Annotated in this window: 16 protein-coding genes and 1 pseudogene; 10 read left to right on the forward strand and 7 right to left on the reverse strand. The window is 36.5% G+C overall.

Annotation, left to right across the window (positions count from 1 at the left end; genetic code table 11):
- Both FFR48_RS17360 and FFR48_RS17365 read right to left on the reverse strand, forming a co-directional pair.
- The coding region (locus FFR48_RS17360; protein WP_137668238.1) for a coiled-coil domain-containing protein at positions 1-1,633 on the reverse strand (1,633 nt) is incomplete at its 3' end.
- Between the two features lie 233 nt (positions 1,634-1,866).
- Entirely contained in the window at positions 1,867-2,097 is a 231-nt protein-coding gene (locus tag FFR48_RS17365; RefSeq protein ID WP_096571514.1) for a hypothetical protein, read from the reverse strand.
- An 84-nt stretch (positions 2,098-2,181) separates the two neighbouring features.
- Between FFR48_RS17365 and FFR48_RS17370 the strand changes: the two genes are divergently transcribed.
- The 4 genes and pseudogenes from FFR48_RS17370 to FFR48_RS17385 all read left to right on the forward strand — a co-directional run bounded on the left by FFR48_RS17370 (position 2,182) and on the right by FFR48_RS17385 (position 5,542).
- The gene (locus FFR48_RS17370; RefSeq protein WP_162501912.1) at positions 2,182-2,331 is read left to right on the forward strand and encodes a hypothetical protein; all 150 of its coding nucleotides are present in this window, start codon (positions 2,182-2,184) and stop codon (positions 2,329-2,331) included.
- A 71-nt stretch (positions 2,332-2,402) separates the two neighbouring features.
- A complete protein-coding gene (locus tag FFR48_RS30155; RefSeq protein ID WP_137668239.1) occupies positions 2,403-2,888 on the forward strand; it encodes a DNA-methyltransferase in 486 nt (161 codons plus the stop codon).
- A 92-nt stretch (positions 2,889-2,980) separates the two neighbouring features.
- A pseudogene (locus FFR48_RS30160) lies at positions 2,981-3,442 on the forward strand (DNA-methyltransferase); the annotation flags it as partial.
- A gap of 75 nt (positions 3,443-3,517) precedes the next feature.
- Positions 3,518-5,542, forward strand: a complete 2,025-nt coding sequence (locus FFR48_RS17385) for an FAD-dependent oxidoreductase (RefSeq protein WP_137668240.1) — start codon at positions 3,518-3,520, stop codon at positions 5,540-5,542.
- A gap of 55 nt (positions 5,543-5,597) precedes the next feature.
- Here FFR48_RS17385 and FFR48_RS17390 read toward each other — a convergent pair whose 3' ends face one another.
- Positions 5,598-6,035: a DUF29 domain-containing protein gene (locus FFR48_RS17390; protein ID WP_096571504.1), complete on the reverse strand. Its 438-nt coding sequence runs from the start codon at positions 6,033-6,035 to the stop codon at positions 5,598-5,600.
- A 119-nt stretch (positions 6,036-6,154) separates the two neighbouring features.
- On the opposite strand from FFR48_RS17390, the gene FFR48_RS17395 reads away from it, so the two are divergent.
- The 3 genes from FFR48_RS17395 (at position 6,155) to FFR48_RS17405 (ending at position 7,423) form a co-directional block, all read left to right on the forward strand.
- Positions 6,155-6,415, forward strand: coding sequence for a type II toxin-antitoxin system HicB family antitoxin (locus FFR48_RS17395; RefSeq protein WP_137668241.1), 261 nt, complete (start codon positions 6,155-6,157; stop codon positions 6,413-6,415).
- Positions 6,416-6,796: 381 nt separating this feature from the next.
- Complete coding sequence (clpS, locus tag FFR48_RS17400) at positions 6,797-7,120, forward strand: ATP-dependent Clp protease adapter ClpS (protein WP_137668242.1); 324 nt, start codon at positions 6,797-6,799, stop codon at positions 7,118-7,120.
- A 6-nt stretch (positions 7,121-7,126) separates the two neighbouring features.
- Entirely contained in the window at positions 7,127-7,423 is a 297-nt protein-coding gene (locus tag FFR48_RS17405) for a DUF2103 domain-containing protein (protein WP_096571500.1), read from the forward strand.
- Positions 7,424-7,476: 53 nt separating this feature from the next.
- On the opposite strand, the gene FFR48_RS17410 is transcribed toward FFR48_RS17405, so the two are convergent.
- Together FFR48_RS17410 and FFR48_RS17415 are read right to left on the reverse strand one after the other, a co-directional pair.
- Positions 7,477-7,797, reverse strand: a complete 321-nt coding sequence (locus FFR48_RS17410) for a hypothetical protein (RefSeq protein WP_096571498.1) — start codon at positions 7,795-7,797, stop codon at positions 7,477-7,479.
- Between the two features lie 230 nt (positions 7,798-8,027).
- Positions 8,028-8,501: a molybdenum cofactor biosynthesis protein MoaE gene (locus tag FFR48_RS17415; protein WP_137668243.1), complete on the reverse strand. Its 474-nt coding sequence runs from the start codon at positions 8,499-8,501 to the stop codon at positions 8,028-8,030.
- A gap of 316 nt (positions 8,502-8,817) precedes the next feature.
- Between FFR48_RS17415 and FFR48_RS17420 the strand changes: the two genes are divergently transcribed.
- From FFR48_RS17420 to FFR48_RS17430, 3 genes are all read left to right on the forward strand, one after another.
- A complete protein-coding gene (locus tag FFR48_RS17420) occupies positions 8,818-10,896 on the forward strand; it encodes a PAS domain-containing sensor histidine kinase (RefSeq protein ID WP_137668244.1) in 2,079 nt (692 codons plus the stop codon).
- A gap of 208 nt (positions 10,897-11,104) precedes the next feature.
- Positions 11,105-11,551 carry a response regulator gene (locus FFR48_RS17425; protein WP_137668245.1) on the forward strand — a complete coding sequence of 149 codons (447 nt, stop codon included), beginning with the start codon at positions 11,105-11,107 and terminating at the stop codon, positions 11,549-11,551.
- A gap of 16 nt (positions 11,552-11,567) precedes the next feature.
- Positions 11,568-13,454, forward strand: coding sequence for a hybrid sensor histidine kinase/response regulator (locus tag FFR48_RS17430; protein WP_137668246.1), 1,887 nt, complete (start codon positions 11,568-11,570; stop codon positions 13,452-13,454).
- Positions 13,455-13,616: 162 nt separating this feature from the next.
- Here the strand turns inward: FFR48_RS17430 and pyrR are convergent, their stop codons facing one another.
- Together pyrR and cbiB are read right to left on the reverse strand one after the other, a co-directional pair.
- Positions 13,617-14,153: a bifunctional pyr operon transcriptional regulator/uracil phosphoribosyltransferase PyrR gene (gene pyrR, locus FFR48_RS17435; RefSeq protein ID WP_096571490.1), complete on the reverse strand. Its 537-nt coding sequence runs from the start codon at positions 14,151-14,153 to the stop codon at positions 13,617-13,619.
- A 90-nt stretch (positions 14,154-14,243) separates the two neighbouring features.
- Positions 14,244-15,194: an adenosylcobinamide-phosphate synthase CbiB gene (gene cbiB / locus FFR48_RS17440; RefSeq protein WP_236104096.1), complete on the reverse strand. Its 951-nt coding sequence runs from the start codon at positions 15,192-15,194 to the stop codon at positions 14,244-14,246.
- Positions 15,195-15,485: the final 291 nt, after the last annotated feature.

Below are 15,485 nucleotides of genomic sequence, written 5' to 3' on the forward strand. Positions count from 1 at the left end.
CTAAATTCTCAACTATTTGCTGTTGACGCACTTCCGCTACATTTGGTAAAATCCTAATCTGCTCAATAGATTCAGATTCTAACTTTTGTAAATTCTGTAAAATCTGTGATTTTTGTTTTTGAATATCAGTTTGAATATCAGCAAACTGAGAAATAAACTCATCACCTGATTTTTCTAAATTCTCAACTATTTGCTGTTGACGCACTTCCGCTACATTTGGTAAAATCCTAATCTGCTCAATAGATTCAGATTCTAACTTTTGTAAATTCTGTAAAATCTGTGATTTTTGTTTTTGAATATCGGTTTGAATATCAGCAAACTGAGAAATAAACTCATCACCTGATTTTTCTAAATTCTCAACTATTTGCTGTTGACGCAATTCCGCTACATTTTGTAATTCTCTAATTTGTTTAAGAGACTCAGATTCTAGATTTTGTAAACCCTGTAAAATTTGTGATTTCTGTTGTTGAATATCTTCCTCGATATCACTGTAAACATCAGACAATTGGGAAATAAACTCATTACCCGATTTTGCTAAATTATCAATGATTTCCTGTTGACGAATTTGAGCAGCATTTTGTAATAATGATAGTTGCTGAGAAAAGTCAAGCTGTAATTTATTTAAATTATCAAATAAACCACCTTGTTGATTTTGAGCATCAGTTTGTAATTCAGCAAGTTGGGATTTAAACAGATTATTTAATTTTGACAAATTCTCAATAAAAATATCTGTTTGATGTTGAGCATCGGACTGAAAGTGAAATAACTGATCAGTAAAATCTGAGCGTGATTGTGCTATACTTTCAAAAGTTTCTTCTTTTTGTTGTAGAGTTGCCGATTCTAAACCCTGAAGTTGAGATATTAACTGAGAACGGGTTGTTTCAATATCATTAACAGCAGCATCTTTTTGATTTTCCACTGCTGACTTCATTTGCTTAAATTGAGAAACTAACTCAGCTTCTAATTTTCTGACATTTTCAATGGTGATTTTTTGTTGTTGAGCAGATAAAGTGACTTGTTCTAATTGAGTATTTAACCTAAATTCTAAATCGCTGATATTCTCTTGAGCAGATTCAACTTCACGTTCTAAAGCTGTGAGAAATTCCTGTTTTGATTTTGGTAAATCAGATAAAAGAATAGATAAATTTTCCTCTTCACCTTGAATTGCGGTTTTCAGTCTATTAACTTCCTGTGCTAATTCCTGAGTGAGACTTTGAGAAGTTTTAATCAAATTTTCAGAATCTTGACTAACATTAATTAATTGAGTTTGCAACTTTTCTATTCCTTGTACCTGCTGCATTGAACGGTCAACAATATCCTTAATTATAGCTTTCCGCAATAACCATAAAGTAGCAATTAAAACCACAGGAAATAAACTTAAAATCGTTAACCAAATATTAAGTAGGGTATTCGTGCGGGTAAAAGCACGCTCAAAGTCTGACTGTACTTGCTTTTGAAGGCGGTTTTCTTGTCGCAGTCTGGTTAATTCTTCCCGTTCCTGATTCGATAATACCTGAGCAGTAGCGGATAGTTGCAGTTTTCCACCCCAAAACCCTGTAGATAACAGTAATGGTGATAATAAAATGGCGATTTTTAAAGCTTTTTTTGAAAAAATGGGGTTTTTGCTGTTCATGGCACTTTCCCTATCTGTAAGGTTGTTTTTTGCGGTGGTATGTCTATGATAGATTATCAATTTAGGGTAACTGGTTTTCGGACTGGTTGTTTGATATTAGCAGATTAGGGTCAAACAAGGTATCTCTCAATCAGCTTGGTGTTTGATGAAAGTGTATAAAAAGTGTATAAAATTATAAAAATTTTGACTATAGTTGGCTGATAAATGTTTGAGGTGTGATAATTGACCTGGCATTATTCGTCATTTAGTAAATCATTTAAAATTTCAGAATTTAATCCTCTTGCTTCTGCTTTTGTGCCGATTTCATCCATTAAGTGACTCAGGGAAATAGAGGGTTCATCTAATAAATTTTTTATGCGTAAAGCTAAGAGAAATTGTATCTTTTTTGGTTCTTCTTCAGATAATTTTGTGTAAGCCTGTGCTATTGCAGCATCTACAGGAATAGAAATTTTGGTGTGTTCCATGTTGATCGTGCAGTTTGGTTTACATTTCTGTTATTTTATTTTACCATAATTATGTCATACCAGTAATATCATCAGGATAAAAATATGGAAAAATCAAAGCAGGAACGTCTAGAAGCTAAAGGTTGGAAAGTGGGAACAGTTGCAGAATTTTTGGAACTAACTCCAAAGGAAGCAGCATTAGTAGAAGTTAAATTAGCAGTTATTCGCAGTCATAAGACAAATAAAAAATCTTAGCCTTTACTTGATGTTGTATTGTTAATAGTTTATGATAAATATAATTACTACTGAAAAATTAAGTAAATTCTGTGTTGGATTATATCACTGCTAATCTTCCATTGTTTGCCGATGTAGATCGAAAGTTAATCATCAAAACCGCAGATATTGATGAAGTTAATTTTGAGCAAGCTAATTTTCTCATTAACGGAGAAGCTTTAGATGCTCTGAAAAAACTGCCAGATTCATTAGTACAAACAGTTGTCACCAGTCCCCCTTATTATGGACAGCGTGATTATGGTAAAGAAAAACAAATTGGGATTGAAGAAAGTGCAGATGAATATATAAACCGACTTTTAGAAATATTTGATGAAATCAAAAGAGTATTAAAAGAAGATGGTACACTGTGGTTAAATGTAGGGGATAAATATATAGATGGAAATTTAGCGGGTTTACCTTGGAAATTAGCATTAGCATTAAAAGAAAGAGGATGGATTTTAAGGTCAGATATTATTTGGTATAAACCTAATGCTATGCCATCTTCTGTGAAAAATCGTCCTAAGCTGTTGTGCATTTAATTTATATAAGGTTAACAGGCAAGATGCCTGTTCCACAAGACTTAAGAATATTAAGATTATACAGTTTAGCTGCATGACAGCTTACAACTGACCACGAATATATTTTTTTATTGGCGAAAAGTTCAAAGTATTACTATGATGCTGATGCTATTCGTGAACCTCATGTAACTTTTTCTGAAAATAGTAAAATGCGGGGTGGAAGAAATCATTTAGGTAAAAAAGGGGGAACTCCAGAACAGGGTAAAAATGCAGGTAATTCTAATTTACATAATGGTAGATGGGATCAAGCGTTTCACCCTAAAGGAAGAAATAAGCGGACTGTTTGGGAAGTTCCTTTATCTAAATTTAGAGATGCACATTTTGCCGTGTTTCCAGAACAGTTAATAGAACCTTGTATTTTAGCAGGTTCATCTGAGGGGGGAATAGTTCTTGATCCTTTTTTTGGTTCTGGTACTGTGGGTTTAGTTGCGATGAAGAAAGGACGTAAATTTATTGGTATTGATATTAATGAAGATTATTGTCAGATTGCTAGTAAGAGAATTTTTAATACTTGATTATTCAATAGATTGAAAAATCTGTAAAATTTCCTTTAGTTTATTATTCAGTATGTTTACAAAAGTGCATCAACCATGAAAAATAGACAAAAAAAGGCTTGTCACCAACTCATCAGCATCACCTTACTAACCACATTCCTCACACCCTATTCCGTCACCGCAACCCCACCCAGAAACCCAGATAAAACCGTCAACTGTGAAATTTTAATTGTCGGTGGTGGACTTTCTGGAGTTGCGACAGCTTACGAAAGTTTACTCGCAGGACGCACAGTTTGTTTAACAGAAATAACCGACTGGTTAGGGGGACAAATTTCCTCTCAAGGTACATCTGCGTTAGATGAAAGACCAACTCAAAGAGAAAAACAATTCTATTCTCGTGGATATTTAGAATTACGAAACCGCATACAACAAAAATATCATCAACTTAACCCCGGTGACTGTTGGGTAAGTGACTCCTGTTTTCTTCCCCGTGATGCTCATAATATCATTTCCCAAATGTTGAAAGATGTAGAAAAACAGGGTCGAGGAAAATTACATTTATTCCCAAATACGGTAATTAAAGATTTACAAATTAGTGCAGATGGTAAAATTATCAATAGTGCGATCGCCATTCAACATCAACCAGCAAAAAACGCACCACCTTTAAACACATTCACCCTTTCCCAAACCATAGAAGATGCTTATAGTTATCAAAATTCCTCCCGGTTTAATAAAACCATCATTCATTTTCTACCCCAACAATCACAGAAAAATAATAATCAATGGTACGTTATAGATGCCAGTGAAACCGGGGAAATTATCGCCTTAGCTGATGTACCTTATCGTTTAGGAATTGATCCGATTTCCTATCTCGAACCTTCATCTTCTAGCACTACAAATGATCCCTATTGTACCCAAGGTTTTACATATACTTTTGCAATGGAGGCAACTAAAGAACCACAACCCCAAATCATGCCCCCATTTTATCATCAATATGCCCCATATTTTAGTTATGAACTATCAAGATTAGCCAATTTTGATTTAGTTTTTACCTATCGTCGTATTTGGAGTCCCCAAAAAGGTAAACAAACTAGATTCGGTGGTATTAATTTTACAATTCCTACACCAGGGGATATATCTATGCAAAACTGGACTTGGGGTAATGACTACCGACCAGGAACAGCACAGGATAATTTAATTTATACTCGTCAACAATTACAAGCTACTGGTCAATTACAACCCGGTGGCTGGAAAGGAGGACTAAGAACCGAAACCCTCCGTAAAGGAGAGGAAAAAGCTCTGGCTTATTATTACTGGTTAGTCGCGGGAACTACTGACTCTCAACTCGGTGCAAATGTGAAACAAACCCACCCGAATAACCGTTTATTAACTGGTATAAATTCACCAATGGGAACTGCATCTGGTTTATCAAAATATCCTTATATGCGTGAAGGAAGACGCATTATTGGCCGTCCCAGTTGGGGACAACCCCAAGGGTTTGGTATTTGGGAAGTTGATATTTCTCGCCATAATTATCATGATGAATATTACCGGAAAACTCTGCCCGCAGATATGTACCGTCAGTTAAAAGCGACACTAGCAGGTATAGAAGCAATATTAGTAATTAGGGGTGAAGTCAGTCCAAATAACGCAAGAAAGCGTCGCCGTTCCACTATTTTCCCGGATGCTGTGGGTATCGGTCACTACGCTATAGACTTTCACCCCTGTATGTTGAACAGTCCACCAGAAGCACCTGGTAATATAGAACGTCCGGGAGAAAGACGGGGTGCAGGTAACGCTTATCCTTTTCAAATTGCCCTGAGAGCAATGATTCCCCAAAAAATTGATAATTTATTAGTAGGGGGTAAAAGTATTGCTACCAGTCACATAGCTGCTGCTGCTTATCGGGTGCATTCTTTTGAATGGTCTGCTGGTGCTGCTGCGGGAACTGTAGCTAGTTTTGCATTGAAGGAAAATATAGCACCTTATCAGTTAGTTGATGATTTACCGAGATTAGAACCAAAATTACAGGTTTTAAAAGGTATTTTAGAGAAAAACGGTAATCCTACTGCTTTTCCTGATACTTCTATTTTTAATCAAAATTGGGAAAAATGGCGATAAGTGGGGTAATGGGGAGAAATTATTTGTATTTTCCCAGACACCAGTCACAAGTCACCTATTCTGGTAAAAATTCCGAGTTGAGGGTTTGTTCGCAGGTGTAAGGACATATTTCTGGAAATACTTTTTCCCCAAGTTGAGTTTCCCGTATTGCTAATGCTAAACCGAGTTCATAAGCTGTGAGAAACATTTCCTCTAAATAGGGTTTTAGACTAGGACTATCTTCTAAAAGTAGTTTAATTTGAATACGTTGTTCTTTAATTGTACTCAACCAACTGTTAGTACGTTTTTCGGCTTGAAATTGCCATTTTAATAGATGTCCTAACAACACTGCTAGTCTATTTCTCAATTCTTGTCTTTCTTTTCTTCCCAAGGTTTCCAGTTCTTCAATGAGGTTCACAGTATCTAATGTATGCCATTGTTGAGTTTTGAGTAAATTAACTTGTTCTTGAGTCCAAGCATGAAAGTCTGTTGTATATAATTCAAAGGTGTTCATTTTTCACCTGTTATTAGTTTATATATTCTTTATTGTAGTCTTGCTTAACTGCTGTCAATTCTCAACCCAACCATAAAGTAAACTAGATATTTGAAGTATTTTTTTGTAAAACATCAGCAATGTTAATAGATTACATTCACAAAGCAATGCACAAAGCAACTTATGAGTTGTTGGAAGATGGGACTTTTTACGCAGAAATTCCCGAATGTTCTGGTGTATGGGCAAATAGTACAACTTTAGAGAATTGTAGGGAAGAGTTACAAAATACTCTGGAAGGTTGGATAATTTTAGGGTTGCGTCTAGGTCATACTTTACCAATTTTAGATGATATTGATATTAATATTAATATTAATATTAATATTAATCAGGAGGTAGCTTAATGCCTCCTTGGGGTCCAGTTAAGCGGCGTGATCTAATTAATTATCCCAAAATTTTGGGTTTTGATGGACTATTTCCTGGTGGCAAACATCAATATATGATTAAATTGATTTTTGTCAATACAAGTATAGTTTTGTCTATGAAATTGTCAACTTAGGACTTGCTCACAATTCCCAACCCTCATCAAGCTGATATCAGTCCTAGTTTATTGGGTCGAATCTTACGTCAAGCTAATATTACCAGGGAAGAATGGGAATCTCTGTGAAAAGCTTATCATTTTCTTCACTGTCACCAGTCACCTGTCACCTGTCACCTGTCACCTGTCACCTCTTTCCAATTAAACTAGATATTTGAAGTGTTTTTTGGGAAAATGTAGTTTATTTATGGAGACAAGACTTGCAACTGTTTATGGAATGGCCTCAGCACCAACTGTAACACCGGATCGGGTGAGTCAAGTTACTCGGAAAACCTATCCTAATTATAAGGTGATTGTCTTAAATGATGATTTCAATACTTTTCAGCACGTGGCTGAATGTTTAGTGAAGTATATTCCGGGAATGTCGAGCGATCGCGCTTGGGAACTAACTAACCAAGTACATTATGAAGGACAAGCCATAGTTTGGGTAGGTCCCCAAGAACCAGCAGAACTATATCATCAACAGTTGCGCCGCGCTGGGTTAACAATGGCACCTCTGGAAGCTGCGTAAACCATCATGAGTAAACCCACTGATGGTAGACTTGTTTGGAATCATTCTACCCACCTTCCCGGACTCATTCCTATTTTAGAACGGTTGTGTCAACAGCATGGGGTCACTACTGTCACACCTGCTGTAATTGGTAGAGTTAAAGGTCATGCGCCACAAATGAAATTGCGCGTGTCTGTACCCATTCGTGGGGGTTATAAAGTTATTGCACGCCAGGGTAAAACAGTGCAAGAGGTTTTTGTTCTCACTCAGTTATCACAGGATCAATTGGAAAATGCGATCGCTGTGGCTATGAAAATTTCATGAAGATCACAAATAATCAGGAGAGGAGTTTAAAAAGCTCCTCTTTTGATGTTTGACTATTCTTCAACTTCATGTACAGCAAATTTATGTAATGGCAAACTTAAAATACAAGAAAATGTTAAAAAATATGACAAAGCTGTAGTAATTTTTAGAGTCATGGTTAAACCTTCCCAATGGGGTAAAACCATTTTCTCAATGCCAAAAGCAAGACAGTAAACTAACCAATAACTAAAACTCATTCTCAACAGCGTTTCTTCTGTTACTTGTGCTTCACTGGTTTCTTGTTTACTATCCCACAGCAACAACAAACCAACCATACAAGCTACGGCAGAAACAGCAACTACAAACTCATGACAAAAGAAGTTTACTAAACACATTTGCCTTTATTCCTGTCTGAATGATGTCCATATCGTCATTAGTCTAAAGGCATATTCCTTGAGGTTACACAAAATAGTTACAAACTGAAATAATGTAAATGATTGCAACAAAAAGCTCTCTACTTGTTAAGATACTTAACAAAATCTTTTGCTAATTATAGCAGGATGCAAGATGGTAATATTTATTCAGCATCCCCTCATGAGATTTTTTGGGCTTAACCGAAAAAACCTCAACATTCTTGTTCACAAGCACCAATACTTACCCAGGAACTAGAACCATCTTGCCAATGTTCTTTTTTCCAAATTGGTGCATTGTGTTTAAGAGTATCAATAGCATACTGACAAGCTGCAAACGCCTCACTGCGATGGGGACATCCCACGGCTACTAAAACACTAATTTCCCCAATTTTTAACCGCCCGATCCGATGATATATGACTACTCGATTCACATCCGGCCATTGGCTGCGAATATCAGTGGCAATTTGATAAAATACCTGTAAAGCCATCGGTTCATAAGCTTGATACTCTAAAGCTACCACAGCTTTACCATCTGTTTGATTACGAACCATCCCACTCATTACTACTACTGCACCATTAGCTGGATCATCGGCTTTGGTATATATTTCCTCAAGAAATAATGGAGCCAAGGTAATGCCAAAACTATCTTCAGCTTTGGGTTTGGTCAGGAGACATGGAGTTTTCATAACTAATTTTTATGCAATTTTACGTAAGTAGGGTTTGCTGAATAAACCTAAAACCTTGATATATCAAAGGTTAGAGGCTGATAAACACAGAAATTAGTGCAAGGGTTTTGAAGGGTATACCGGAAAAAGTGTGCATTTTTTGGGATTTCAAGAGATGGCAAAGAAATTTTCCAATCTCCTCCTGACTCCTGACTCCTGACTCCTGACTCCTATGCCCTCACGGAAAGACTTTCTCAGCAACCCCTAAGTAGTTGTTAAAAATTGTCGTTATTATAAAGCGATCAGCTGCCTACTGGCAATGGAGAACGGATTTTCAATGACTAAAAAAATACCAGGACAAAGTGAGCAAGTGCATCACTGGGAAACACAAATTAGGATGGTATTAGAAGCAACTGGCATCAGCATCTGGACTTTCGATATCCCAACCAATAAAATTACCATATCGGATAATCTGGAAAGTGTTTTTGGTTTAGATAAAGATCATTATCATCACACATATCAAACTATTTTAAACTGCATTCATAGCCAGGATCGAGAATTGGTGAACCGCACTTATCAAAAAGTTATTGAAGACGGAGAAGCATTTGAAATTGAATTTCGTGTAGTTTTGGCTGATGGTAGTATTCGCTGGTTAGCTAGTAAAGGTGCAGTGAGAAAAGACTTATCAGGAGTACCCTTACAAATATGTGGGGTATCTATGGATATTACTAAGCGTAAACAAATTGAGCATCAAAGAATAAAAGAAGCAATCAAAAAAAGTGAAGAAAGATTTAAAATAGTTGCACTGGCTACTAATGATGTGTTGAGAGATTGGGATTTACTCACCAATCAAGTATGGTGGAATCAATCAGTACAGTCACTTTTTGGTTATACATCCGAAGAATTGTATTTAGATGTAAATTGGTGGCGTGAAAAAATACATCCAGATGATAGACAACGAATTAATTCTGATTTACGTGCTGTAATTGATAGTAATAAACAATTTTGGTCGAATGAATACCGCTTTTTGCGTAGAGATGGTACTTATGCCTATATTTTTGACCGTGGTTATATTGTTCAAGACCAAACAAATAAACCAGTGCGGATGATTGGGTTCATGATGGATATGACTGATCGCAAACGAGCCGAAGCAGAATTACAAAGACAAAACTTGCGATCGCAATTATTCGCCAATATCACCCTGAAAATTCGGCAATCTTTACAAATAGAGGATATCCTCCAAACCAGCGTTACCGAAGTACAAAAGCTACTCCAAGCAGATCGAGTATTAATTTTACAACTGAATGGGAATGGTTCTTTCCTCGCAGTCAAAGAAGCTGTAGTTCCCGGTTTACCTGTTGTTCTCGGACAGAAAATTAATGATCCTTGTTTCAGTGAAAATTATATCCAACAATACAGTCAGGGGCGAATTAGTGCTATTAGCGACATCGAGAAAGCAGAGATTCAACCCTGTCATGTAGAATTTCTGCAACAATTTGCAGTTAAAGCTAACCTTGTCGTTCCTATTTTTCGCCAAAATCAATTTTGGGGTTTGCTAGTTGCCCATCAATGTTTACATACCCGTCAATGGACTAACTGGGAAATTGGACTCTTGCGACAACTTGCAGATCAAATTGCTATAGCTTTAGCACAAAGTTTGATTTTAGAACAAGAAACCAAGCAACGACAAGAACTAGCTCGTTCTAACGAAGAACTGCAACAATTTGCTTTTATTGCTTCTCACGATTTACAAGAACCACTGCGGAAAATTAAAACATTTGGTGAAAGGTTGCAAGTCACTTGTGGAGAATTTTTAAGTGAACAGGGAAGAGATTATTTACAACGAATGCAAAATGCAGCCTTGAGAATGGAAACATTAATTGAAGGCTTATTGACACTTTCACGAGTCACAACTAGAGCGCAGCCTTATGTAGCAGTAAATTTAACACAAATTGCCCAAGAAGTATTATCTGATTTAGAAGTAAGTATCCAGCAAACTAGAGGACAAATTGAAATAGGGGAATTACCTATTATTCAAGGTGATCCTTTACAAATGCGTCAATTACTGCAAAATCTCATTGGTAATGCCCTCAAGTTTCATCGTCCAAATCAACCACCCGTGATCAAAATATATGGTCAATTTTTCAACAATGATATTGATGATTTATCCGTTGGTAACACCTATTATCAAATTATTGTTGAAGATAATGGTATTGGTTTTCCAGAAAAATATCTTGACCGCATTTTCAATGTTTTTCAAAGGTTGCATAGTCGCAGTGAATACGAAGGTACGGGCATCGGTTTAGCTATCTGTCGCAAAATTACTGAACGCCATCACGGTACTATTACAGCAAAAAGTCAACCAGGACAAGGAGCAAAATTTATTATTACCTTACCAATTAATTCTCATCTCTAATTTTTCCTCCCAGAGATGGATTACTACTACACCCCAAAATGATGTTAATTGTACAAATGTGGGCAGCAGTTGCAGGCAATTCGATCATTGTCAGCATTCAACCCAGGGCAGTCAGTCCTCAGCAAGCGGCTGAAAAATACAACTGAATGCTTAGGAATAATTGAATAATTAATTAATACTTGTAATGAGTAAAAAGGAGACATTAGGAGTGAAAGATCGGCAACCAAAAGTCACCATTTTAATGGCTGATGACGACGATGATGATAGCTTATTAGTTCATGATGCTTTGCTAGAAAGCCGATTGCCTATCAAACTACATATCGTCAAGGATGGTGAAGAATTGATGGATTATTTATCTCATCGTGGCTTGTATACTGATGTGAATAAAGCACCGCGACCAGGTTTAATTTTCCTGGATTTAAATATGCCGAAAAAACATGGATTGGAGGTACTAAAAGAACTTAAAAATCACCCCCAACACCGGATCATTCCCGTTATAGTCATGACAAGTTCTAACACAGAAGAAGATATATATAATACATACAATTTAGGGGCAAATTCCTTTATTCAAAAACCTGGAAATTTCACATCCTTAGTTGAGGTGATGAAAACTATAGGAAAATACTGGTTTGAAATTGTAGAACTGCCCCTATAAGCAGTAAGAGGCGATCATGAATGACAGACTCATTAAAGTTTTGTTAATTGATGATGATGAAGATGATTATATTCTAACTCGTGATTGGTTTCGGGAATTTCAAGTAACTGGTTGTGAGTTAGAATGGGTGGAAAGTTATCAATTAGCTAGGGAAGCGATCGCTCGACACCAACATGATATCTATTTAGTAGATTATCGTTTAGGGGCAGATAATGGTTTAGAACTGTTGAGTGAAGCTATTCATAATGGTTGTAATTGTCCTTTTATTTTACTTACAGGTCAAGGAGATCGAGAAATAGATTTGGAAGCTATGAAAACCGGAGCAGCCGATTATTTAGAAAAAAGTCAATTAACTGCACCTTTATTAGAACGTTCAATCCGCTACGCCCTTGAACGCAAACAAACAGAACACAAAATTCGCCAACAAGCAGCTTTACTTGATGTCGCTACAGACGCTATCTTTGTAGGTGATTTAGATGACAAAATTTTATTTTGGAACAAAGCCGCTGAACATCTATATGGTTGGAGTCCAGAAGAAGCCCTGACAAAAAAAATCCAGCATCTTTGTCCAGAAAAAATTTTTTCTCAAATTTCAGAAGCATTAAAAATACTCCTTAAACATGGTTCTTGGGAAGGAGAACTGGAGCAAATTAGCAAATGTGGTAAAACAATAATCGTTGCTAGTCGTTGGACTTTAGTACCCGCATTTGGAAACAAGCCCCAATCTATTTTAGTTGTTAACACTGATATTACCCAAAAAAAGCAATTAGAACAGCAATTTCTCCGCACCCAAAGACTAGAAAGTATAGGCACTTTAGCTAGTGGTATTGCCCACGATTTAAATAATGTCCTCGCACCTATTTTAATGACAGCGCAAATTTTGGAAACTCAAGTGAAGGACGAACGCGCTCGACGACTAATACCTATATTAATTAGCAATGCTAAACGCGGTGCAAATTTAGTTAAACAAGTATTATCTTTTGCTAAGGGAATGGATGGCGATCGCACTCTTTTACAACTCAAACATTTACTCATTGAAATTCAGCAAATTATTCAAGAAACATTTCCTAAAAACATGGAAGTTATCACCCAAATTCCCCAAAATCTTTGGACTGTATCTGGTGATGCTACTCAATTACATCAAGTGTTAATGAATTTATGTGTTAATGCCCGTGATGCTATGCCCAACGGTGGTACATTAACAATCACTGCCGAAAATCTTTTAGTTGATGAAAATTACGCCCAAATCCACATTGATGCTCAAGCTAAACCTTATGTTGTCATTACTGTGACTGATACAGGAATTGGTATTAAATCTACGATGATAGACCGGATATTTGAACCATTTTTTACTACCAAAGAATTTGGACAAGGTACTGGTTTAGGTCTTTCTACAGTATTGGGAATTGTCAAAAGTCATGGTGGTTTTATCAATGTTTATAGTGAAGAAAAAAAAGGCAGTCAATTTAAAATCTATTTACCAGCACAAGATACAACCGAAATTATAGAAGAAACTGAAATATCTTTACCGCAAGGTAATGGAGAAATGATATTAGTTGTCGATGATGAATCTGCTATTTGTGAAATTACAAAAACATCACTTGAAAGCTATAATTATCAAGTAATTACTGCCCGTGATGGTATTGAAGCTATTGCCTTATATGTAGAACATCGTGATAAAATAGCCTTAGTTTTAACTGATATATTCATGCCATCAATGGATGGACTCACCAGCATCCGTACCCTGAAAAAAATTAATCCCAATATCAAAATTATTGCTGTTAGCGGACTAGCTCCCAGCGATAAAGTTAACGCAGTTTATGATATGGGTGTAAAAGCTTTTTTGTGCAAACCTTTTACAGCAACTCAATTATTACAAACTATTAGCGCAGTTAATAGGTAATAGGTAATAGGTAATAGGTAATAGGTAATAGGTAATAAATATTATTCCCAATCACCAATCAGCAATCACCAATCACCAATCAGCAATCACCAATCACCAATCACCAATCACCAATCACCAATCACCAATCACCATTCACCAATCACCATTCACCAATCAAATTCAATTACCAATTAACTCCACTGCATCCCTTCCATCCTCATCTTGTAAATAAACTTTTACAATTTCTTCCTTAGCAGTAGGCAATTTTTTACCCACAAAATCAGGATGAATAGGTAATTCCCGATGACCCCTATCTACTAATACAGCCAAACGAATCACCTCTGGTCTACCATACTCATTAACTGCATTTAAAGCCGCACGAATTGTCCTACCTTTGAAAATGACATCATCTACCAAAACAACAGTTTTCCCCGTCAAGTCAAAAGGTATATCGGTTTTCGCTGGAGTTCTTAAACCAATTTTATCTAAATCATCACGATAGAATGTAATATCTAATGCTCCCACATCCACACTGATACCTTCAAGAGTTTCTATTTGACGTGCCAATAAATTGGCTAACGGCACACCTCTAGTATGAATACCCAAAAGTACCAATTGTGACAAATCTCGCGTCCGTTCCACCATTTGAGACGCGAGACGTGTTAAAGTACGACGCAGTTCTTCAGATGAGAGAATTTCAACTACTTTGGTAGACATGGTGATTGGTGATTGGTGATTGGTGATTGGTGATTGGTGATTGGGAAGAAATAAATTCTAAATTTTAAATTCAATATACCTATTCCCTATTCATAAAATTAACAATATTCCTACCCCCAACCACAGTAAAAACGAATATCGAGTTAATTGTAAAGCTTGGGAAATCGAAGTTGGGGTAATGGGATAAATAGCATCTCCCAAGAGTGGTTTATGTTTAGCTACTCCACGATACCAGTTTATACCTCCCATCTGCACACCTAAAATAGCAGCATAGGCGCACTCGCTCCAACCAGAATTAGGACTTGGATCTTGAATAGCATCCCGACGACAAATACGCCAAACATATAAAGGTTTAATTGATAAAAATCCCAAAGTCATCACTGTTAACCGACAAGGAAACCAAGTTAAACAGTCTTCTAACTTAGCACTGAACCAACCAATATAAGTATAAGGTGCTTCTCGATAACCTACCATTGAATCTAAGGTACTACTGGCTTTATATGCTAGTGCTAAAGGAACAGGTCCAACCAATGGTATTAATCCACCCACAATTGCATAAAACAAAGGAGCCATGACCCCATCAGTAGCATTTTCTGTCACCGTTTCCAGAACTGCTCGTAAAACCTCTGTTTCTGAGAGATTTTCCGTATCCCGACCTACATAATTACTTAAAATCTGTCGTGCTGATTCTAAGTTACCTTTTGTTAAAGGTTGGATAACATCTAAAGCAGCTTTCCGCAAACTATGAAGAGCAAAACAACTAGCTAAAAAAATGCTCTCCACCACAATTCCTAAAAATGGATGTAACCATCTAGCAATTTGAACTATTAACCAACCAGATAAACCGCTGCCAATAATGAGGATAATAGCAAGTACAATTCCAGCTAGACGTTGTATTTGAGAACTTTGACAGTGTTGCAGAAAAAATTTACTTAAACCAGAAATTAACCAACCCATCACTCGCACGGGATGAGGCCAACCCCAAGGATCACCAATTAGGTAATCTAACAAAGCCGCAATAATTAATAAGTAGTCGTGCAAAATAAATTTCATAGTTAGGAGAGGGAACAGGGAACAGGGAACCTTGTGCTGAGCGTAGCCGAAGCAAGGGAACAGGGAACAGGTAAGGTTTACAGAGATTTTTTCTTCAATAACTATGTGCAATTAATTTTGCCTGGGTACTTATATAGATGTTATTAGTCATTAGTCATTAGTCATTAGTCATTAGTTATTAGTTATTAGTCATTAGTTATTAGTCATTAGTTATTGGCTTATTAATCTTCCCCAGTCACCAATCACCAGTCACCAATCACCAATCACCAATCACCAGTC

Source organism: Sphaerospermopsis reniformis (assembly GCF_005402885.1).
GTDB classification, from domain to species: domain Bacteria; phylum Cyanobacteriota; class Cyanobacteriia; order Cyanobacteriales; family Nostocaceae; genus Sphaerospermopsis; species Sphaerospermopsis kisseleviana.

Coding starts and splice junctions, on each gene's coding strand:
- FFR48_RS17420 (WP_137668244.1), top strand. CDS start 8,818: ATGACTAAAAAAATACCAGGACAAAGTGAGCAAGTGCATCACTGGGAA.
- FFR48_RS17395 (WP_137668241.1), top strand. CDS start 6,155: ATGTTAATAGATTACATTCACAAAGCAATGCACAAAGCAACTTATGAG.
- FFR48_RS17415 (WP_137668243.1), bottom strand. CDS start 8,501: ATGAAAACTCCATGTCTCCTGACCAAACCCAAAGCTGAAGATAGTTTT.
- FFR48_RS17390 (WP_096571504.1), bottom strand. CDS start 6,035: ATGAACACCTTTGAATTATATACAACAGACTTTCATGCTTGGACTCAA.
- FFR48_RS17405 (WP_096571500.1), top strand. CDS start 7,127: ATGAGTAAACCCACTGATGGTAGACTTGTTTGGAATCATTCTACCCAC.
- pyrR (WP_096571490.1), bottom strand. CDS start 14,153: ATGTCTACCAAAGTAGTTGAAATTCTCTCATCTGAAGAACTGCGTCGT.
- FFR48_RS17370 (WP_162501912.1), top strand. CDS start 2,182: ATGGAAAAATCAAAGCAGGAACGTCTAGAAGCTAAAGGTTGGAAAGTG.
- clpS (WP_137668242.1), top strand. CDS start 6,797: ATGGAGACAAGACTTGCAACTGTTTATGGAATGGCCTCAGCACCAACT.
- FFR48_RS17385 (WP_137668240.1), top strand. CDS start 3,518: ATGAAAAATAGACAAAAAAAGGCTTGTCACCAACTCATCAGCATCACC.
- FFR48_RS17430 (WP_137668246.1), top strand. CDS start 11,568: ATGAATGACAGACTCATTAAAGTTTTGTTAATTGATGATGATGAAGAT.
- FFR48_RS17410 (WP_096571498.1), bottom strand. CDS start 7,797: ATGTGTTTAGTAAACTTCTTTTGTCATGAGTTTGTAGTTGCTGTTTCT.
- FFR48_RS17365 (WP_096571514.1), bottom strand. CDS start 2,097: ATGGAACACACCAAAATTTCTATTCCTGTAGATGCTGCAATAGCACAG.